The sequence below is a fragment of the Geminocystis sp. GBBB08 genome (assembly GCF_016743215.1).
In the GTDB taxonomy this organism is placed as follows: domain Bacteria; phylum Cyanobacteriota; class Cyanobacteriia; order Cyanobacteriales; family Cyanobacteriaceae; genus Geminocystis.
This window is the reverse complement of the sequence record NZ_VRZC01000058.1, coordinates 1-20,983: the sequence shown is the minus strand read 5'-3', so window position 1 is coordinate 20,983 and position 20,983 is coordinate 1. Positions and strand designations below refer to the sequence as shown.

General features: G+C 32.7%; 18 protein-coding genes. 14 read left to right on the top strand and 4 right to left on the bottom strand.

Annotation, left to right across the window (positions count from 1 at the left end):
• Positions 1-457: bifunctional pyr operon transcriptional regulator/uracil phosphoribosyltransferase PyrR (gene pyrR / locus FWJ34_RS09470; RefSeq protein ID WP_308255071.1), on the top strand; the 457-nt coding region annotated here is incomplete at its 5' end.
• A 323-nt stretch (positions 458-780) separates the two neighbouring features.
• Here the strand turns inward: pyrR and FWJ34_RS09465 are convergent.
• Positions 781-897, bottom strand: a complete 117-nt coding sequence (locus FWJ34_RS09465; protein ID WP_066120507.1) for a photosystem II reaction center protein I — start codon at positions 895-897, stop codon at positions 781-783.
• A gap of 338 nt (positions 898-1,235) precedes the next feature.
• Here FWJ34_RS09465 and FWJ34_RS09460 point away from each other — a divergent pair, with 338 nt between their 5' ends.
• From FWJ34_RS09460 to FWJ34_RS09430, 7 genes are all read left to right on the top strand, one after another.
• Positions 1,236-2,870, top strand: coding sequence for an iron ABC transporter permease (locus tag FWJ34_RS09460; protein WP_308255070.1), 1,635 nt, complete (start codon positions 1,236-1,238; stop codon positions 2,868-2,870).
• A gap of 39 nt (positions 2,871-2,909) precedes the next feature.
• Positions 2,910-3,209, top strand: a complete 300-nt coding sequence (locus FWJ34_RS09455) for a type II toxin-antitoxin system RelE/ParE family toxin (protein WP_308255069.1) — start codon at positions 2,910-2,912, stop codon at positions 3,207-3,209.
• A gap of 17 nt (positions 3,210-3,226) precedes the next feature.
• Positions 3,227-3,544 carry a HigA family addiction module antitoxin gene (locus FWJ34_RS09450; protein WP_308255073.1) on the top strand — a complete coding sequence of 106 codons (318 nt, stop codon included), beginning with the start codon at positions 3,227-3,229 and terminating at the stop codon, positions 3,542-3,544.
• A gap of 176 nt (positions 3,545-3,720) precedes the next feature.
• Positions 3,721-4,554, top strand: coding sequence for a sulfurtransferase (locus FWJ34_RS09445; protein WP_308255068.1), 834 nt, complete (start codon positions 3,721-3,723; stop codon positions 4,552-4,554).
• 670 nt (positions 4,555-5,224) lie between these two features.
• Positions 5,225-5,749, top strand: a complete 525-nt coding sequence (locus tag FWJ34_RS09440) for an NYN domain-containing protein (RefSeq protein WP_308255072.1) — start codon at positions 5,225-5,227, stop codon at positions 5,747-5,749.
• 249 nt (positions 5,750-5,998) lie between these two features.
• Positions 5,999-7,879, top strand: coding sequence for an ATP-dependent zinc metalloprotease FtsH2 (gene ftsH2 / locus FWJ34_RS09435; protein ID WP_308255067.1), 1,881 nt, complete (start codon positions 5,999-6,001; stop codon positions 7,877-7,879).
• A 139-nt stretch (positions 7,880-8,018) separates the two neighbouring features.
• Positions 8,019-8,723 (top strand): cupin domain-containing protein, encoded by a 705-nt coding sequence (locus FWJ34_RS09430; protein ID WP_308255066.1) that lies wholly within the window; start codon positions 8,019-8,021, stop codon positions 8,721-8,723.
• A gap of 294 nt (positions 8,724-9,017) precedes the next feature.
• Here FWJ34_RS09430 and pheA read toward each other — a convergent pair whose 3' ends face one another.
• Positions 9,018-9,908 carry a prephenate dehydratase gene (gene pheA, locus FWJ34_RS09425; RefSeq protein ID WP_308255065.1) on the bottom strand — a complete coding sequence of 297 codons (891 nt, stop codon included), beginning with the start codon at positions 9,906-9,908 and terminating at the stop codon, positions 9,018-9,020.
• Between the two features lie 132 nt (positions 9,909-10,040).
• Between pheA and FWJ34_RS09420 the strand changes: the two genes are divergently transcribed.
• From FWJ34_RS09420 to FWJ34_RS09400, 5 genes are all read left to right on the top strand, one after another.
• Positions 10,041-10,733 (top strand): energy-coupling factor ABC transporter ATP-binding protein, encoded by a 693-nt coding sequence (locus FWJ34_RS09420; RefSeq protein ID WP_308255064.1) that lies wholly within the window; start codon positions 10,041-10,043, stop codon positions 10,731-10,733.
• Between the two features lie 206 nt (positions 10,734-10,939).
• Positions 10,940-11,701, top strand: coding sequence for a prepilin-type N-terminal cleavage/methylation domain-containing protein (locus tag FWJ34_RS09415; RefSeq protein ID WP_308255063.1), 762 nt, complete (start codon positions 10,940-10,942; stop codon positions 11,699-11,701).
• Between the two features lie 144 nt (positions 11,702-11,845).
• Positions 11,846-12,454 (top strand): prepilin-type N-terminal cleavage/methylation domain-containing protein, encoded by a 609-nt coding sequence (locus tag FWJ34_RS09410; protein ID WP_308255062.1) that lies wholly within the window; start codon positions 11,846-11,848, stop codon positions 12,452-12,454.
• The gene (locus FWJ34_RS09405) at positions 12,405-13,373 is read left to right on the top strand and encodes a hypothetical protein (RefSeq protein ID WP_308255061.1); all 969 of its coding nucleotides are present in this window, start codon (positions 12,405-12,407) and stop codon (positions 13,371-13,373) included. Before FWJ34_RS09410 ends, FWJ34_RS09405 begins: the two co-directional genes overlap by 50 nt.
• Before the next feature lie 140 nt (positions 13,374-13,513).
• Positions 13,514-16,207, top strand: a complete 2,694-nt coding sequence (locus tag FWJ34_RS09400; protein WP_308255060.1) for a hypothetical protein — start codon at positions 13,514-13,516, stop codon at positions 16,205-16,207.
• A gap of 548 nt (positions 16,208-16,755) precedes the next feature.
• Here the strand turns inward: FWJ34_RS09400 and bioF are convergent.
• Together bioF and FWJ34_RS09390 are read right to left on the bottom strand one after the other, a co-directional pair.
• The gene (gene bioF / locus FWJ34_RS09395) at positions 16,756-17,913 is read right to left on the bottom strand and encodes an 8-amino-7-oxononanoate synthase (protein WP_308255059.1); all 1,158 of its coding nucleotides are present in this window, start codon (positions 17,911-17,913) and stop codon (positions 16,756-16,758) included.
• Between the two features lie 463 nt (positions 17,914-18,376).
• Entirely contained in the window at positions 18,377-19,102 is a 726-nt protein-coding gene (locus FWJ34_RS09390; RefSeq protein ID WP_308255058.1) for a tetratricopeptide repeat protein, read from the bottom strand.
• A gap of 167 nt (positions 19,103-19,269) precedes the next feature.
• On the opposite strand from FWJ34_RS09390, the gene FWJ34_RS09385 reads away from it, so the two are divergent.
• A partial coding sequence (locus FWJ34_RS09385; protein WP_308255057.1) for a diguanylate cyclase domain-containing protein occupies positions 19,270-20,983 on the top strand: 1,714 nt, incomplete at its 3' end.

The following is a 20,983-nucleotide window of genomic DNA, read 5'->3' as shown; positions in this document are numbered from 1 at the left end:
ATCTCAAGTAGTATTATTGGGAATTTATACTAGAGGAGTTCCTTTAGCAGTGATGATTGCTCATCAAATTGAGGTGATTGAACAAGTTAAAGTACCTGTAGGTGCCATTGATATAACCTTTTATCGAGACGATTTAGATAAAATTAAAACAAGAACACCTGAACGCACAGAAATACCCTTTGATTTAAACGGAAAAATTGTTATCCTTGTGGATGATGTGATTTATAAAGGTAGAACCATTAGAGCAGCTTTAAATGCCGTCAATGAATATGGCAGACCAGAAATTATTAAATTAGTAGTATTAGTTGATCGAGGACATCGACAGTTACCAATACATCCCGATTTTATTGGCAAATCTTTACCTACAGCAAAAGAAGAACAAGTAAAGGTTTATGTAGAATCTTTTGATGGTAGAGACGCTGTCGAGTTGATTAAAGAAGAAAGAATTATCTACTAAGCTAGTTTGTATCTAAGTTTACTGGTGAGGAAAAGAGTGAAGGTAGTAGCACTTATTTATTAGTTTAAGAGCTATTGTCATTATTAACAAGGGGTTTAAACCCTTTGCCTTGCATTGCATTGCCTATAGACAATTAATTTTGTATGAGTACATATAAAAGTTCCAATAAAATTTCTTCTTGTGTGGTTAAATAAGAACGATGTTCTAATTATTCTCGAATTATCTTCAGAAGCAAAAAAATTGAGATCAAGACATCCACCACAAAAGTTTGTTATTGTAATTACTAATTGTTAATTGTCGATTATAGCTCAAATCCCTGAAAATTATTCTAAGTCTTTGCTTCCGGGGTTACGGGCCGGATCTCCAGAAAGGAATCCAAAAATAAATAATAAGATGAAAAAAGCTACAACAATATTTACTACAATTTTTAAAGTTAACATTTTTTTGATATACTCCGATGATTTAATGCTTAATATATCTTATCGCAAAGAGGAATAGATTAATTAGGAATTAGGAATTAGGGATGAAGAATTAACAATGAAGAATTAAGAAATTTCCTGAGTCTCATAGTTGTAGAGTGCAGAAATGAAATGAGAGTTTAAAATTCTTGTAAAGGTGGAAAATTAAAAATTTTTCCATTCTAAATTCTAAATTCCACATCTATTGCCTGTGGTAATATAAGGTTCATATTTATATTAACTTTCTATATTTTATGTTTAAAGTAGATTCCCTTACCAAGAGAAAAAATAATCTTCTTTTTAAACAGTGGTTCAATAATATGTCAACTTATTTATGGTATTTATCTGTGATAGTTGTCGCTTTATTAATTTCTGTGCCTATTTTAACTATTTTGACAGGAATTTTTAGCAATCATCAAGAAATTTGGGAGCATCTAATCGACACTGTGTTAAAAGATTATATCCTCAATACTTTATGGTTAATGTTTGGTGTCACTTTGGGAGTTTTAGTTATTGGTGTTGGCTGTGCTTGGCTTGTTACTATGTGTAATTTTGTCGGCTCTCGGGTTTTAGAATGGTTATTATTAATGCCTTTAGCCGCTCCTGCTTATATTTTAGCTTTTAGTTACACTAATATGTTATCATATTTCGGGCCTGTACAAATTTGGTTAAGAAAAACTTTCGGGTGGCAAAGTATCGATGATTATTGGTTTCCTTCCATCCGTAATATTTGGGGGGCGATTGCCATGTTAATATTAGTACTTTATCCTTACGTTTATCTTTTGGCAAGAGTAGCCTTTTTAGAGCAATCGGTTTGTACCCTAGAAGCCAGTCGCTCATTAGGTTATAACCCTTGGCAAAGTTTTCTGAAAGTTGCCTTACCTGCTTCTCGTCCTTCTATTGTAGCCGGTTTAGCATTAGCTCTGATGGAAACCCTTAATGATTTTGGCACTGTGCAATATTTTGGGGTAAGTACTTTTACTACGGGGATTTATCGTGTCTGGTTTGGCATGGGGGAAAGAGTTGCTGCCGCTCAATTAGCTTCTTTTTTGATGCTTTTTATCGTCATTTTAATTGTCATCGAACGATTATCTCGATCACACGCTCGTTATTATCAAACTAATAATAGTAGTCAAAAATTACCCCGTTATAACCTCAATTTTTTTAGAGGAAGTATTGCTTTTATTGCCTGTATAGTTCCCGTTATTTTAGGTTTTATAATTCCTACTGTTTATTTAATTAATTTAACTTTAAATAACAGAGAAGAAAGTTTAAATAATAGTTTTTTAGAATTATCAAGAAATAGTTTTATTTTAGCTTTAATTAGTGCTTTTATTGCTATTATTATCGGCTTTTTTATGGCTTATGGACAAAGATTAATACCCCATTTTATCGTTAATATTTCTGTCAGAATTTCCTCAATGGGTTATGCTATACCGGGTTCAGTCATTGCTGTGGGAATTTTAATTCCGTTAGGTAACTTTGATAATAGCCTTGATAATTGGATGATGAATAATTTTAATATCTCCACAGGTTTATTATTAAGTGGTACAATTATTGGTTTAATTTACGCCTATTTAGTCAGATTTTTAGCAGTTTCTTTTAATACTATTGAATCAAGTTTAAGTAAAATAAAACCTAACCTTGATGATGCTTCCCGCAGTCTTGGTTCTAGTCCATTTGCTACTCTTTTTAAAGTGCATTTACCCTTAATGTGGGGAGGAATTTTAACAGCAATAATGTTAGTTTTCGTAGATGTTCTCAAAGAGTTACCCGCAACTCTAGTAATGCGCCCGTTTAATTTTGATACCCTTGCAGTGAGAGTCTATCAATACGCCTCTGATGAAAGATTAATAGAAGCATCAGCTCCAGCATTAACTATCATTTTAGTAGGCATTTTACCTGTCATTATCTTAAGTTATCGTATTGCCAGATCTCGTGTCGGAAACCATTAGAATAAAAATGTTAATTAAATAAAAAAACATAAACAATGAATGATTCAAACTTTTAAAAATAAAACTCTTGAAAAATTATTTAAAGACAATATCAATAAGGGAGTTCCACAAAATTTAGAAAAGAAAATAAGAATCAGATTAGAGGTAATAGATTCAGCTTTAATTTTAGAAGATATGAGATTACCGGGTTATGATTTGCATGAATTAAAAGGTGATAAAAAAGGAACTTGGTCAATAAAAGTATCAGGAAATTGGCGGATTACTTTTAAATTTGCAAATGGTAACGCTTATGATCTGAATCTCGAAGATTATCATTCAAATATTAAAATATGTAATTAATTAATTAAGGGTTTTAAATAAGGAGACAAAAGGAGCAGAATTTAACTAAAGATAGATCTGAAAAACCAGTACATCCGGGTGAAGTTATTGCAGATATTCTGGAGGATTTAAAGATTAGTCAAATACAATTTGCTGAAATTTTAGGAGTATCTCATCAAATAGTTAATGATCTTAATCAGGAAAAACAACCGATTACTGTTGATTTAGCCATTAGAATTGGTAAAGCATTTGGTAATGGACATCAATTGTGGTTAAATCTTCAGCAAAAAGTAGATGTTTGGGATGCTTGGAAATCTAGTCAAGTAGAATATGATCGAGTTTTAACAGTAGTTTAGTTGCTGATTTTTTCATTGACCAAATTTTAAAATATATAAATTTAATTTTATATGAAGTATGATTTGATGCTAAAAATTGTTTAGTATCGCAAGGATCAACTCTCAACTGCTAAACTTATAGCTATCTATTTTTATTTATTCTATATTTATTATTTATTTAACTTTTATTACAAAAAATGGGTCAAACTCAGACTACAGTCTCAGCACAATGGCTCAAAGATAACCTAGATAATTCCCATGTCAAAATTATTGATTGTCGTTTTCGTCTTTCTGAAAGCGATTGGGGTTATTACCAATATAAACAAAGCCATATTCAAAACGCTTATTATTTACACTTAAATCAAGATCTTTCAAGCCCAACTCAAAATAAAGGAGGTCGTCACCCATTACCTAACATTGATATTTTCGCTCAAAAATTAGCAGACATCGGCATTATCAAAAATAAGACTACTGTTGTGGTTTATGATGATGCTCGTTTTGCTTATGCTTCTCGTTTGTGGTGGTTATTGCAATACTTAGGTCATAATCAAGTATTTATCCTTGATGGTGGTTGGCAGGAATGGAAAAAACTTAATTACCCTGTTGATTGCATAAATCCTGCTTTTTATCAAGGATCATTTTTGCCTCAACTTCAATCTGATTGGTTGGTAGATATTGATTATGTAAAAAATCATCAAAATTCTGATTCTACAGTCATTATCGATGCGAGATCTGGCGATCGCTATCGAGGAGAAGTAGAACCGATTGATCCTGTAGCTGGTAGTATTCCATCCGCTAAAAACGTTTTTTGGCAAGACATGACTACAGAGAAGGGCAACCTCAAATCAGTGACAGAATTAGAGGCCATTTGGCATCAATATAAAAATTATCAGGAAATTATTGTTTATTGTGGTTCAGGGGTAACGGCTTGTGTTGACATTTTTGCCTTGAAAACCATTAATATTAATCATTGTAAATTATATGTAGGTGGTTGGAGCGATTGGTGTTCTTACCCTGAAAATTTTAATTAATTATTTTAGTTAAATTATTGATCTACAACTTTATTATCTATTAGTAAAAAACTCAGATAAGCCTAACTATGAAGTAATTTGGCCTATTTATTGATTATTTTATCTATTGATTTAATTAATAATAAATTTTCGGTAAAATACCTAGATTTTCAGGTTTTAGCTTTTAGCTAAATTTTCTACATGAGTGCCAAAAAAAATTGCTTTTGCTTATTATTATCATAAAAATTTTTTAGCAATGGCTAATTAAACAGTATATTTTGATACTAAATTTTGAGAATTTAGTGATGCTAAATACTTATTTTGATCATTTTATCTCTGGATTTATAGCTAAATTTTAGAAAATTAGTATAGAATATAACCATAACTATATCTATAAAAAAACTTATCTTATTTTTATTTTTTAATTTATTAAATTAGATATTATTTTATGCAAAATATTGACTTTAATCATGGTAATTATAGCTTACAAAAACAACTTTTAGAACTAAAATCAGAACTAAATTCTACTATAAATTTTACAGGAGAAAATAATGATCATAGTTCCTTAAATCCTAAGCCCCAATTAATTCCTAGACCAGAATATAATCCAGCATATCAAGTAAATTCTACTACTATTATTAATTCAACTAATACAGAAATAAATCACAATCATAACCATCATAATCATCATATCAATCAATACCGTATCAGAGATAGAATTTCTATCTTTGTTGATGGTAATAATATGTTTTATGCTCAACAAAAAAATGGTTGGTTTTTTGATCCTCGTAAAGTAATTGACTTCTTTTCTGAAGAATCAGGATTTATGTTAATTAATGCTTTTTGGTACACGGGCTTAAAAGATTCTCAAGATCAACGAGGTTTTCGAGATGCTTTAATCAGTTTAGGTTATACCGTTCGGACAAAAATTCTTAAAGAATATTACGATGATAGCTCAGGTCGTTTTTCTCAGAAAGCTAACCTTGATATAGAAATAGTAGTTGATATGTTTAACACAGTAGATCAATATGATCGAGTCGTCTTATTTAGTGGTGACGGGGATTTTGAAAGAGCCATTGAACTTTTAAGATCAAAAAACACTCATATTACCGTAGTTTCTACTGATGGGATGATTGCTCGTGAGTTGCGAAACGCTACGGATAGATATATTGATCTTAACGAGATTAGAAACTCTATCGAAAAAAAAGACTATTAAATTAATTAGGAATTAGGAATTATGAGACAAGATGCTTATTCCATAATTATCAATTACCCTTCCTCATAAATTTAATAGTTTATTCAAATTATGGTTTGAAGGATATTGCATAAAAAATGAGAGTTATGTTAAGTTTAGTTAAGAAATAGTTGTTACAATTGATCATAAGTAATAAAAAACAAAGTTAGAACAAGTTAACTACTGGTTCGGCTCATTCAATTAATAAAATATTAATAAAATAAGGAAATTATGAAATTCTCTTGGCGTACAGCCCTATTATGGACCATCCCATTTTTAGTAATCGGCTTTTTCATCTGGCAAGGAAGTTTTGCTACTAATATCAGTGATCAAAACAATACTGCTAGTACTCGTATGACCTATGGAAGATTCTTAGAATATTTAGATAAAGGCAGAGTTAGCACTGTTGACTTATATGAAAATGGACGTACAGCGATCGTAGAAGCTATAGATCCTGAATTACATCAAATACAAAGATTAAGAGTTGATTTACCCGGTACTTCCCCTGAATTAATCACTAAATTAAGAGAATCAGGAGTGAATTTTGACTCTCATCCTTTACGCAACGAAGGGGCTATTTGGGGTATTTTAGGTAACTTAGTTTTCCCCGTCTTATTGATTGCTTCTTTATTTTTCCTCTTCCGCCGTTCTAGTAATATGCCAGGTGGCCCCGGACAAGCCATGAATTTCGGTAAATCTAAAGCTCGTTTTCAGATGGATGCAAAAACTGGCGTCAAATTTGATGATGTAGCTGGTATCGAAGAAGCAAAGGAAGAATTAGAAGAAGTTGTTACTTTTCTTAAACAACCTGAGAAATTCACCGCCGTTGGAGCAAAAATTCCCAAAGGTGTTTTATTAGTAGGACCTCCGGGTACTGGTAAAACCTTACTAGCTAAGGCGAACGCCGGAGAAGCCGGTGTACCTTTTTTCAGCATTTCAGGTTCAGAATTTGTAGAAATGGTTGTGGGTGTTGGTGCTTCTCGGGTACGGGATTTATTTAAAAAAGCCAAAGAAAACGCTCCCTGCCTTATTTTTATCGATGAAATAGACGCAGTGGGAAGACAAAGAGGAGCAGGTATTGGCGGTGGTAATGATGAAAGAGAACAAACTTTAAACCAGTTATTAACCGAAATGGATGGTTTTGAGGGCAATACTGGAATTATTGTCATTGCAGCTACAAACCGTGCAGATGTGTTAGACTCAGCTTTAATGCGTCCCGGTCGTTTCGATCGCCAAGTAATGGTTGATCCCCCTGATTTTAAAGGCAGAATGAGTATTTTAGACGTTCATGCTCGTAACAAAAAATTAGCATCTAGTGTGTCTTTAGAGGCGATCGCCCGTCGTACTCCTGGTTTTAGTGGTGCAGATTTAGCCAACTTACTCAACGAAGCTGCCATTTTAACCGCTCGTCGTCGTAAACCAGAAATTACCCTATCAGAAATTGATGCGGCGGTTGATCGAGTAGTAGCAGGTATGGAAGGTACTCCTTTAGTGGATAGTAAAAGTAAGCGCTTGATTGCTTATCATGAAGTTGGTCATGCCATCGTTGGTACTTTAGTTAAGGATCACGATCCAGTACAAAAAGTAACCTTAATTCCTCGTGGACAAGCCCAAGGTTTAACATGGTTTACCCCAAATGAAGAACAAGGATTAACCACCAAAGCACAGTTAATGGCAAGAATTGCTGGAGCGATGGGAGGAAGAGCCGCAGAAGAAGAAGTTTTCGGGGATGATGAAGTAACCACAGGTGCTGGAGGTGATTTACAGCAAGTTACAGCTATGGCACGTCAGATGGTGACACGTTTCGGGATGAGTGATTTAGGTCCTCTTTCATTAGAAGGACAAGGTGGAGAAGTTTTTCTCGGTGGTGGTTTTATGAATCGTGCGGAATATTCAGAAGAAAGTGCAGCTCGTATTGACGCTCAAATCAAAATATTAGCCGAACATGGACATCAAATTGCTCGTCAAATTATTCGTGAAAATCGTGAAGTAATTGATCGATTAGTGGACTTATTAATTGAAAAAGAAACCATTGACGGCGAGGAATTTCGTCAGATAGTAGCTGAATACACAATTGTACCAGAAAAAGAACAATTTGTACCTCAACTATAGATTTGTCTGAAAAATTCTCTTGATAAACAAAAGTAATAAGTAATAAGTAATAAGTAATTTTTTTGACCACTAGATATTGTAATCTTCAGAGTAACGTTGTTTCTTCTTTCTTGATTAACTATATATTTGATAAAACATTATGAAAATCAAAAAGTTACTTATCTATGTCTGTTGTGTCGTCATTGGTATAGCTTTTTTTTCTTTTGGCTTAAAAGCGCAAACGCTTCATCAATCAATATCATTAAACACAAAACCCACTCATTCAACAGAGATTTTTCTTCCTGATTTTGTGAAGGAATCAGAATTTTTTACGAAAACTAATGTTTCAATTTTAAAACAACCAATGGTAATTACTGCTTCTACAGATGCGAGTCAAGTAATGAGATTTGCTTGTGAACCTAGAGATGTTGAAGTTTATAATTATGATGCTGGTATGGTTGCCTATTGTAGAAAGAAAAATTTTCCCATTGCTGAAAATGATTCTGCACGGGTGGAAATCAAATCAGGTGCATCCCGGACTCCTCATTGGCATGATACTTGGGAAGAACAGATTTTATTATCAGGTAAAGCAAAAACTGTCATTATAGATAGTAAGGGTAAGGTTTTTGAGGAAACATTAGAACCAGGAATGATTTTTTTTATTCCTCAAGGTTGGACTCATTGGTCTGAAGCAGTGGGAAATGAAACTGCTAGTTTTCTGTTAGTTTTCCCCGCAGGATTTCAAACTTTTGAGTTAAGTGATTCCATTGTAAATCTAAATCCTAAATTGATGGAATCGATTATTGGACTAAAATTATCTAACTTTAAACAAAACAAAGATGCAATAGTCAGAATTAATAATTAATAATACCTGAGTTAGACATAAAATTTTTGATGAAGCTAGGAGACAGCCAATAGAATATAGTGGTAATAATTGATTTAAACATTAGTCAAATTGATTTTCAGTAGAGCCTAATTAAGTATTTTCCTTCTACAGCAATCGGAAAATAGGTTGTGGTAAATTAAATATTAATAACTCTAAAACTCTCGTCATTTCTAAATTCTAAATTCTTCGGGCAATGGGCAATGGGCAATGAATAGGCAATAGGCAATAGGCAATGGCTAAATTCTAAATTGTTTCCGATGGAAATGCCACAAATCAAATAGGATTGCTATACCTATCTCCTAATACACTATTTAACTGTTGACGATCAACACAAAGAATGTCATAGTTGCCAAAAATTTTTAATACTTTCGTTAAAGAAGATAATTCCTGTATCGCTGATTGAATAGGTTTTTTAGAGGTATCCCCCTGTAAATCTACAAAAAATAAATACTCTCCTAAAGAACGTTTTGTCGGTCGTGATTCAATTTTAGTTAAATTAATTTCTTTATCTGCAAAAATCTGTAAAGGTTTAACTAATACCCCCGGAAGATTAGCCCCAAAAGCAAAAGCTAAAGATACATGATTACCGTGATCATGAAGTTCTTTACTAATGACCCAAAAACGAGTACAGTTATCGGCATAATCGTTAATATTAGCAACTTTTATTGGTAAATCGTAGAGTTGTGCCGCCCTTAAAGAAGAAATTGCTCCCGCCGTCGGTTCTTGATTAAGATGATGTAGAGCTTCAGTTGTAGAATTAGTAGGAATTAATTGTGCTTGGGGTAAATTTTTTTCTAGCCATTTCTGACATTGTGCTAAGGCTTGGGGATGAGAATAAACGGTTTTGATCCCTTCTAGTGATCGCCCTCTGGACAACAAATTATGTATTATAGGAATAGTTAAACCTTGTTGAATATGTAAGTCTTGTAGTTCCCAGAGAGTATCAAGAGTAATCGCTACTGTACCTTCAATGGAGTTTTCAACAGGTACAACAGCAATATCAACTTCACCTTTTGCCAATGTATGCAAAGTTTGAGAAATACTAACTATGGGTACTAACTCAGATTTAATACCTTTTTTTTCTTGTAAATATTGAGCATAATAAAGAGTTGCAACTTCTGAATAAGTACCTTTGGGTCCTAAATAGGCAATAATTTTTGTCATGTTTAAAGTATAAAAGTGTTAGAAATTAGGAATGAGGAATTAGGAATTAGGAATTACGAGGCAAGATGCCTATTCTACAACTATTAATTATCAACTATTAATTATCAACTAATCACTATTTATTATTACATAATGCTTTACTTAAAAAACGTTACTTACCATCCTCCAGCAACCCCTCAAGCTATTATTGAAAATATTAATCTAACTTTAGCACCTCAAAAACTAGGTTTAATTGTTGGTACAAGTGGTTCAGGTAAAACTACATTATTAGAAATTTTAGCAGGATTGGCGGAGAAAACCAGTGGTGAAATTTTATGGGATACAGACGAACTAACCCCAGAAGAATTACAACAATTAAGTGGTATTGTTTTTCAGTTTCCCGAACGTCATTTTTGTGGTAATAATGTTCTTGAAGAATTACGATTAGGACATCCAGAGTTAAGTGCCATTCGTGTCAAAGAGGCTTTAACGGAAGTAGGATTAGAACACATTAGTTATGATACTCCCCCCCATGCCCTTAGTGGCGGACAACAACGGCGATTATCTTTAGCAGTGCAATTAATTCGTCAACCAAATATTCTACTATTAGATGAGCCAACAGCAGGATTAGATTGGTTAATGAAAGACCAATTAGTTAATTTATTATCAAGATTAAAACAACATTGGACATTATTAGTTGTTACCCATGATGCTAGTGATTTAGTCGAAATTGCCGATAACTGTTGGCGTATTGATAACGGCAGAATTGAATCGGTAAATCCTGATATTTTTAACGTCAAAAAAAAGCCTAAAATTGCCTTTAATAAATGGGAAAAAGTAATTTAATCTATAACTTGCGATCTTGTTATCTTGCTTACAGAATCTTTACAAAATGTCTTCATTAAACAGACTTTATAAAAGCAATATAATCTTAAAAATAGCTTTATTGAAAATTTATATAAAATTAAGTATTAACACGGAGAAAGATTTTCAAAAAAATATTTATAATATTAATATAAATCCGAAAAAAACTTCTGGTCGGGGAGGCGCATATGCAAAAAAAAGAAGAAATTATAACTAATATCATCAAAAAATTAAATAAGGATAATAGTGGTTATACTTTAATGGAACTTCTCGTAACCCTAGCGATCTTCGGCATCATCACAGCAGTCGCCATTCCCTATCTTTCCTTGAAAAGGGAATCCTCCGCAGAAATAGACGGCAAAGATCAAGTTATCGGTATTTTACAACAAGCCCGTAATACTGCCATTGGTAATACCTCCGCAGTCAGAATAAAACCAGATCCGGCTAAACCAACTAATAAATTCCTTGTAGAAATAGCTAAAACTAGAGGCTGTAATTCTGTCACCAAATTAACACAAAATGCTTCATCGACAACGGATATAAAAGTAGTCTCTTCGGGAGGATTTAACGTAGGTGATGCTATTAAAGTCGGTGGCACTGCGGCTAATATAACTGGTATTCCTGACTCTGTAACAATTACCTTAGGTTCTCCCATATCGGCTTCAACCGGTGCGGTAGTAGAGTTAGCTGATAACTGGTCACTAAATAGGCGTCTTCAAGGAGATGATGTAACTTTACCAGAAGATAAAGGATACAATACACCTAAAGCTTTAGCTACGTTTACCGCCGATATAACTAATTGGTCAATGTGTATTAACAGTAGAGGTATTGTCTATATTTTTAATGGGAATAATCAGTTACAGTCGCAATTAACATTAACTTTGACAAATACTACCAATAATCAAACAAAAAATATAACTATCAAGCAGGGAGGGGCAATTATCGAGTAATAATTAATTATTATAGCGTTTTTTATTATGATGAGGTCTCTATAAATCTTGCTAACAATAATAGGATGACCGCCCCTTGCCCATACCTCGCTTATGTGAAAATTGCTATGTGTTTATATTAACTATGATTAAAAAATAATTCTTATGAATAAACATTATTTTTCCTCACAACTTCAATATTATCTTCTCACTCGCAAAAAGAAACCTCCAGAAGGATTCTCTTTTATAGAGACAATGGTAGCCATGACAATTTTAAGTATCGCCTTTGCTGTTAATTTACAGTTTTTATTATTATTAAAAGTAGAAAACTTAGATCAAAAAATAACCATAGGTGCTGTATCTTTATCTAAAGAAATTTTAGAAGGCATCAGATATGACTTTAAAGATGACTTAAATGCTACTCCTCAATTCATCCAAACATCAACGTTAACGATTCCAACACCGACCACTATAGTAAAAACTAACATAAATAGAATAGGCACAACAACATTTCAACTGTCTGATGATCGAAAAAACGATTTTGGAGGCTACAAGTATAAAGTAGTAATCAATATCTGTTCTAATGATGACCCAAACATAACAAATAATGTAGTTAGTAATTGTCTGACAAACACGGCATCTAATATTAGATATATTATTGTTCAAATTAAAAATCCAAAAGTAATAAAGTATGAAGATAATAAAACTACCGCAGATCAAGAATATGTTTACTATACCGCCCAAACTATTTTTACTACTCTGCAAAAAAAATAATTCCCATAGTAAAAATCATTCATCGGGATTTACCCTCGTTGAAATTATGGGTAGCACCATAATGGGATTAATTCTTTTGGGTTTTGCTTTGGGGGGTTTTAATAATCTAAGATTAAGTTTTATACAAGATAAAGGAATTGCCGATGTAAACCAAAGACTAAAAACAACTTTAGCCGCCATAGGTCCTGATATGCAACAGATAGGACAAGGAATCGTTGATACGAATATTCCTTTAGTGGAACTTAAAGTATTTAATGCTAATCAGGCAACTGAGTATTCGGAAATGACCATCAAAAAAACAATTATACCCGTATCTTTAACTCTCAAAGAAGCTTTAATTAAAGGGCAATCTAATACTACTTTAAAACTTGATAGCAGTAGTGACATCATCGGACAATGGAAAAGTCAAAGAATTGCCAACGGTGGTAAAATTAAAGCTTATATATTCAACAAGGATCTCAAAAAAGGAGAGTATTTCGAGTATGTAGGAGAAAACATGACAACAGTTCCTCCTACTCTTACAGTAACTAGCCAGACTTGGACAGAAAATTATCCTGTCAATAGTACCATATACTTAATGGATAAACGGCAGTATAAAGTTGAGAGCAATACATTAAAATTAATCATCAAAGATGATACTACGGGAGCCTTGGAGTTAGCAGAATATGTAGATAAACTTAATATTAATGTCACTCTCAAAAATGATGATGGCACTGAATCTATTTGTAAACAAATTACTGAAACTGCTATCAATTGCACTCCCACTGTATCATTAGCTAATTATAAATTTGAAAACATAAAATCCATAGAAGTAAAAGCTACAGTTAAACAAAAAAACGAGAATAATCCTTCCCAAAAACAATTAAGACCAGAGGATTTAACGATGTCCCAAAAATTCTTTATTCGCAATACCTTATAACTACGGATTGGTTATGAAAAAAAATTATTTAATCTCCTCACTGCTTAGTTTAGGAAAGCCTTTCTTCCAACTTTAGAAATTTAAAGGCAATCAATATTTAAAATTTTTATTTTTTATTATTAAATCAACACTAAGATATTATGAAAACTAACCGCAATTTTTCAAAAAACTTACTTCTTTTCCACTTACTGAAAACTAAGTACAATGGCAAATCTAATCAAGAACAAGGTTATATTTTAGTTATCGCCTTGGGAATTATTCTAGCCTTAAGTGGACTTATGGCATTATATGCAAAAACTAATAATAAATCAGAAAAAGAAACCGCTATGGCAGCTGCCAGTAGTAATAGTGGATTTTATGGTGCAGAAGGACAGTTGAATGTTCGAGCCAATCAAATCAGAGAAAAGTTTTTAAACTATGGAACTCCCCAAGGCACTTCTCCCAGTAAAGCTGATGCTTGTTTTGTTACTGGGGCAAATCAAGGCACCGGAGATTTTGCTTGTGATAGTAAAACTATAATATCTCCCGATCCGAAGGTAAGTGATACTCTTGTGACAACCTATGTAACAGAAAAAAATGGAGGTGTAGGAGTTCAAGGAACAGTGCCTCAAGGGGATGCTTTTCAGGGTTTATCTATGTTAGAAGTTGGTCATTCCATTTATGCTCTTAGTTTTAAAAAGAATGATATTAATAACAACAATGATGGGAAACAAGCAACGGCTATCTTACAAATGGATGTAAAAAGTCGCTTAATACCCATGTTTCAATTTGCCGCTTTTTATACTGAAGATTTAGAAATTTTCCCTTCCCCTCCTATGACTCTCAGCGGTCCTGTTCATACCAATGGTAATTTATATATGGGTAGTAGCAATGGACTTGATCTTAAAGCTCAAGTAACCACCGTTAAAGATATTTTCCAGAGTAGAAAAAATAGTACTGAAACCTTTGCTGATGGAAAAGTTAGAATCGCTGATGCCGCAGGAAATTTATTAAATTTACTCTTTAATGGGACTGGTAGTACTACCGAGACAACAAACTTTATGGATCCTGTACGCCTTAATAACGTGTGGGGTTCTCAAGTAAAAGTGAGAACAGACGCCCCCGTCTCTATTCCTCAGCCAAGTATCTTAAACCAAGATGGTGATTATTACAAAAAAGCGGATCTTCGATTTTTATATAAACCGGTAACGACTTCTACTGCTAATCTTACCTCTACTAGCGCTTATCTCACCACGGTTCCTTTTGAAGTTACAGCTATCGATCGAAGTGGGACAACTCCTGTAGAGACAAATCTGACTTTAGCTCAACTAAAAAGTTTACGACAGCCAGTTCTGGTGAGTGCCGATTTGGCGAAAATTCCTGCATCTACTCCTACTGGTTCTGGTATTACTAGCACTTATGCTACTTTTAATATTTGTACTCCTATCCTTGATAATGCACTACCCACTATAAGTCTTTCGGGTGTTACTGTACAAGTTTGGTGGAATTCCTTAACTACAGCTCAAAAAAATGCTTTTAGACTGGTAGCTCAAGACTATCTGCAAACACAAATACAATCTCAAAATGCCCCTGTGCGTTTTTCTTTGATGAGTACAGCCCTAAAATCAATAAGTACTACAGATACTTTCCTCAATGATTTTGGTCCAACTACTGCTCCAACTACTTTCTCCAACGATTCTCGATTGACAGCGCAATTTACGACTACTACCTTAAGAAATACCGCTTGGTCAAATCTAAGAGAAATGACTCCCCAACAAATAGCAGGTTTAAGAGAGTACAGTGGTTTAGGTACGGGAACTGCCACGGCAGATACTTCTCGTTGTTATATAAGCGCTCCTCTAACTGATATAGGACGAAATGCAGCCACTGATAAATCTTTGACTCGTTTTTATAATGATAGAGAAGCACGAGATATGCGAATCTTACAGTTAAATCTCGAAAGTTTAGCTATTTGGAATCATCAAGGGGTTTATTGGAATGGTAGTAATCTTGTTTCCGCCAACGAATTATTATATAAAAAAGCTAATGCTGATAGTTCTGCACCTGCTAATTCTTTTCAAAATCTCGGTTTAGCTCCTCAAGATACCTCTGAAGGAGGAATGGTTATTCACGCCACTATTAATAGTACTACTTATGCTTCTGCAAAAACAAAACAAAGCCCTTATGGTTTTGCCCTTACAGACGGGAAACAATTATTAGGTTTAGGTAAAACTACAACTTACCCAGATCCTACGGGGATGACTTTCGCCACCGATCAAGGTGTTTATGTTCAAGGGGATTATAATGTAGGAGCAAAAGATTATCACACAGGTAAAGGTGCTACTTTGAGTACTCCGACAACGGATGCCAATGCTACTGTCAGGGTTCAGAATAAACAACCTGCGGCTTTTTTAGCTGATACTTTTTATCCTCTTTCTAATGCTTGTCTTAATCCTGATAGATCTATTAATCACCGTCCGGGTACAAACTGTGATAATGCAGGAATAGGGGATACGGCGAGTAAAATTGCTGCTTCCCATACAGAACAAAATGTGGCTATTCTTTCCGGTACGGATCTTAGTAATAAGCCTTCAAATGGTCAATATAATGGTGGTTTAGAAAATTATCCTCGCTTTTTGGAGGACTGGAGTAGTAAAGAATGGCGTTATAGAGGCTCTTTCGTAAGTATTTCAACTCCTCTTTATGCTCAAGGTGTATGGGGGTCGGGTTACAATCCTCCTTTACGGCCTTGGGATTATGATGTACTCTTTAATACCTTTGAAAATTTACCTCCTTTAACTCCCCGATTTGTGGTTCTTAAACAGGAATCTTTTATTCGTAGTTTTGATCAGTAAGGTGATTTCTAATAATAAATATACCTACATGATCCCCCCTAACCCCAGGGCGTTTTCATTATCCAAAAAAGCCATCGCTATAATTAATAGTACGCAAAATTTACAGGGTTTTTTTCATAATAATAAATTAATTATTAATAAAAAAGTCATCACCTCCTTAGCTTATAAGGTTTTTAGGGCAAGGGTTTGACAATTTTACCTCGACTTTGAAAACGCCCTGATAGTAGAGTGGGCAGTGCCCACAATCATATTTATTAGCGATCGCCACCAATTCAGGTAAAGGGGAATAATCAGAGTTTTTATTATACTTAGATCTTGCATATCAATCCAAAATCCACTGTAAAATGAATTTTACAGCAAAATGAACTAGAAACTTTATCGGATATAACTATTAGTTCAATTTATTGAACGCTGATTTTTGGCTTTGAAATTTATTTCAAGGCTGTTTATGAAAAGTATCTAATGGTGGAGCGATGCCCCGCCCTACAAAATTTTTAAATTTGTCTCAATCTTAATTGAATTAACTATAATTGTGAGAGCTGCCCACCCTACATTCTAAATTCTGCGATCGCCTTATTTAATTGAGTGAAATGCTCTGGTTTATGGGTTGCCATGACAGAAAAACGAATACGGCTAGTAGGTACGGTTGGAGGTCTGATAGCTGGGGCAAAAAATCCATTCTCTCGTAGCTTTACGCTTAAATTTAGGGTTTCTTTCGCAGTTTTTGACTTTAAACATAAAATTGCTGATTCTGACGGTAAAAAATCCATATTAACAAAATTTAGGTTTTCTTTCAGTAATGCTATATTTTGCCATAATTGCCATCGCTTTTTCGGCTCGGATTGTATGATTTCGATACTTTTTAATGCCGCCCCAGTATCCGCAGGAGATAAAGCCGTAGTATAAATCCATGTGGGGCAACGATTCCGCAAAAAATCGATTAAAAGTTCACTTCCTGCTACATACCCTCCCAGACTACCGATAGCTTTACTTAATGTGCCAATTTGAATAATATTTTCCCCTTTGATGTCAAAATGTTCTAAACATCCTGCCCCAGTTTTTCCCATAACTCCCGTTGCGTGGGCTTCGTCTATCAGTAACCAACAATTATATTTAGTGGCGATCGCCTGTAACTCCGGTAAAGGGCATAAATCACCATCCATACTAAAAACGCTATCGGTAAGAATAAGGCAATGACGATAAAGATAACGATTTTTAATTAATTTTGCTTGTAAATCTTGACAATTATGATGGCTATATTCAATTACCTGACTTTGGCTTAATTTAGCTCCATTTTTCAAGCTCGAATGATTATATTCATCTCCTAAAATTAAATCTTTTTGATTAACTAACGCTGAAATTGTACCTATATTGGCACTATATCCCGAACTAAATACCAATGCTTTTTCTGTATGTTTCCATGATGCGATCGCCTTTTCTAAGTCTTCATGTAATTTTCGGTGTCCACTTAATAATCTTGAACCGGTGCTACCAGTACCATATTTTTGTATAGCTTCGATGGCAGAATTAATCAAACGCTCATCAGCAGATAATCCTAAATAATCATTACTAGCGAAATTAACTAATTTTTGTCCATCTAATTCAATTACAGCCCCAGATAAACCAGTAATGGTTTTTTCTTGACGATACCAATTAGCCCGTTTTATAGTATTTAAAGATTTTGACAGATATTCAGCAAGAGACATAAATTATTAGAAATAAGGAATTAGGAGAGGGGGAGCTTTTAACTGTTAACAGATAGCTTATTATACTTCCTTATATCTACTTATTTTCAAAGGTTGACATTTACAAAAAAATATGCTATATTTTAGCGAAGTCGATAACCAAGACTGTAAAAACTATTTAATTTAAAGATTAAGTTAAATAAAAAATTAGTTATTATTCGAGATTAAGCATTAATTAGAATAATAAAAGTAGGGTGGGTTACACCCGAATCAACGCTTGTGGACAGTATCAAGCCGACTTGACGCAGTAGTTGCAAGAAGTAAACGTCATAGGTAACTATGAGTAAGTTTTATATAACAGTTAGTTACCGCATAAATAATGAGAAATGAGGAATTGTTGGATTAATTCTTAATCTGTTACAGTTTCTCATCTCTGTCGTGTTAATCTATTTTCTAATTTTTGATTCATAATTCAAAATCATAACTATTTTATCCCTAAAATTTGTTTACAAATAATTAACTGTTGATTTATTTCTTCGTCTAAATCATAAATTTTTTCTAGTTTCTCATAATATTTAATTGCCTCTAAATATAAGCATTGTCGCTGATTAATCAGTGCTATTTGTAACAATGCCCAATAATCATCTCGTTTAATTATTAAGGCTTCCTGATAACTTTTTTTGGCATTTTCCCACTGCTGTAATTTTTGCTGAGATTCCCCTTGCCAATAATAACTCCAATAATCATCAGGGCGCATTTTTAAGGTTTGTTGAAACAAGTCTAATGCTAGAAGATATTTCCGTTGATGATAATAGGATTTTGCCATGCGATAAGTTGCCCAATAATCCTCAGATTTATTTTTTAATGCGGTGGTAAAACAATTAATTGCTTCAAAATGATTATTTAATTTTTCCTGCCAAATATAACCTTGATCATACCATGACCAATAATTATTTGGTTCTATTTCACAAGCTATTTTAAAACTAGAAATCGCTTCAGAATATTGTGCTAATTCTTCTAATACTTTTCCTCGATAATACCATGAAAAATAGTCCCCCGGGTGATATTCGATCGCCTTTTCATAACTATATAGTGCATCTTGACATAAATTTCGATGGCGTAATTGATTTCCTTGACAATACCACCCTTGATAATTATCAGGACGACATTCTAACACACGATAAACTTCACTAACTTTACTCGCAACCATAATATTTCTACTTTAAAGATAAATTTAATTTTCCATTATGCTAATTTAATTCTATCAACTATACCTATCTAACAACCGTAAAAGGGTTATCAAAATTTAACACCAAAAAAAATTGTGAAACTTACAGTATTTTTATTACTCTATTTACCTATTACTAATTATAATTGATGCTATGTTTAAATTTAAAAGAAAGGTTAAAAGAATTAATGAATAATAATAATTCAATTAGACATATCTTAGCTTTAGAATCTGGTTCATGGAAAAAAACTTTTTTTCTCGATAAAAATAATTATTCTATTGGTAGAAATTCCACTAATTCTTTAGTCATTCATCATCGAGTTATTTCCAGAAATCATGCTAGTTTAGTGAAAGTAAATTATACGAATATAGAAGAAGACGAAAACAACTGTTATAGTATTTTTTGGATTATTGATGGTGATTTAAAAGGAAATAAAAGTACTAATGGAATTTATATTAATGGAACACAATCTTCTTGTCATCAATTACAACCAGGAGATATAATCCTTTTAGGAGGAATAGAAGTTAAAGCTAAATATGATATTGTTGATTTAAAATCTAAAACTTTTTTTAGTCTAATTTATCCTAATAAACTTTCTTTAATAACTGAGAAAAATCAAAATAACAGTGAGAATAATAATTCTAGTTTTGTTTTACACACTCTTGATAATCAAGGATTACAAAATTTTGAATTAATATCTGAAGGTATTTTAGTGATTGATTTAGATACCCAAAAAATTTTAGCTGCTAATTCTTTTTATTGTAAGTTAGTTAACTATTCCTTATTAGAAATTATTAATTTAACTCTCAAGGATTTATTTGTATTAGAATCTGAAATTATTAACTATGATTTAGAAATTATAAAAAACAAGAATATTTCTAGTAATAGAGAATCAATACATAAAACTAAAGATGATAACTTAATCGCTGTTTTGGTTAATTATACTCCGATTAATTTTCAAGATAAAAGATGTTTATTAGTATCAGTACAAAATATTAATGAATTTAAAAAAATAGAAGAAATTATCCGTTATCAATCTACCCATGATTCTATAACTAATTTACCAAATACAAAGTTATTCATCGAACAATTATCTTTATCTTTAAGTCATAATAAAATTAAAGAGGAAAATTTAGCCATAATGAAATTAAGGTTTAATAATTGGGCAAATCTGACTTATAAATTAAATTTAGATACCGAAAATAAGCTAATAAATAGTTTAGTTAAAATCATCAAAAATAATCTTTCAGCTGGAGATGCTTTCACCAAACTTTCCCCTAATGAATATGTAATAATGGTAGAAGAAGTGAAGAATAATAATAGAGTTAACACCATTATCGAAAATATTTTATCAAGTTTACATCCGCCTTTAATTATTGACGAACAATCTTTTTTAGTTACTGCTAATTTTGGAGTCAGTATTCATCCTTACGATGGAGAAAATATAACCGAGTTATTAAGTAAATCTATTATTGCCTTAGAATCTAGTTATACGAAATCTTTTAATAGTTATCAGTCTTATAATCAAGAAATAGAAAATAAACTGAACAAAAAAAATAATGACTTATATAATATAATTTTTAGGGCAATAAATGAAGAAAAGTTAATCATCAAGTATAACCCAATTATTAATGCTAAAAATCATGAAATATTAGGCTTAAATAGTCAATTATTTTTTGAAGATAATGAAGAATCACATCTCAAGGAATTAGATATTTTAAATATTGCTTTAGAAATAGGCTACAGTAAACATCTAATAGACTGGTGGTTACAAAAAATAGCTAAAGATATAACTTTATGGGAAAACAGTGAAATTAATATAAATCAAATTAGTATTAAAATACTGGCTTCTTATCTAACCG

Excerpts from the sequence above, each read along its gene's own strand:
- FWJ34_RS09400 (WP_308255060.1), top strand. The coding sequence starts at position 13,514 with ATGAAAACTAACCGCAATTTTTCAAAAAACTTACTTCTTTTCCACTTA.
- FWJ34_RS09430 (WP_308255066.1), top strand. The coding sequence starts at position 8,019 with ATGAAAATCAAAAAGTTACTTATCTATGTCTGTTGTGTCGTCATTGGT.
- FWJ34_RS09455 (WP_308255069.1), top strand. The coding sequence starts at position 2,910 with ATGATTCAAACTTTTAAAAATAAAACTCTTGAAAAATTATTTAAAGAC.
- bioF (WP_308255059.1), bottom strand. The coding sequence starts at position 17,913 with ATGTCTCTTGCTGAATATCTGTCAAAATCTTTAAATACTATAAAACGG.
- FWJ34_RS09410 (WP_308255062.1), top strand. The coding sequence starts at position 11,846 with ATGAATAAACATTATTTTTCCTCACAACTTCAATATTATCTTCTCACT.
- FWJ34_RS09390 (WP_308255058.1), bottom strand. The coding sequence starts at position 19,102 with ATGGTTGCGAGTAAAGTTAGTGAAGTTTATCGTGTGTTAGAATGTCGT.
- FWJ34_RS09405 (WP_308255061.1), top strand. The coding sequence starts at position 12,405 with ATGTTTACTATACCGCCCAAACTATTTTTACTACTCTGCAAAAAAAAT.
- FWJ34_RS09460 (WP_308255070.1), top strand. The coding sequence starts at position 1,236 with ATGTCAACTTATTTATGGTATTTATCTGTGATAGTTGTCGCTTTATTA.
- FWJ34_RS09465 (WP_066120507.1), bottom strand. The coding sequence starts at position 897 with ATGTTAACTTTAAAAATTGTAGTAAATATTGTTGTAGCTTTTTTCATC.
- ftsH2 (WP_308255067.1), top strand. The coding sequence starts at position 5,999 with ATGAAATTCTCTTGGCGTACAGCCCTATTATGGACCATCCCATTTTTA.
- pheA (WP_308255065.1), bottom strand. The coding sequence starts at position 9,908 with ATGACAAAAATTATTGCCTATTTAGGACCCAAAGGTACTTATTCAGAA.
- FWJ34_RS09415 (WP_308255063.1), top strand. The coding sequence starts at position 10,940 with ATGCAAAAAAAAGAAGAAATTATAACTAATATCATCAAAAAATTAAAT.
- FWJ34_RS09445 (WP_308255068.1), top strand. The coding sequence starts at position 3,721 with ATGGGTCAAACTCAGACTACAGTCTCAGCACAATGGCTCAAAGATAAC.
- FWJ34_RS09420 (WP_308255064.1), top strand. The coding sequence starts at position 10,041 with ATGCTTTACTTAAAAAACGTTACTTACCATCCTCCAGCAACCCCTCAA.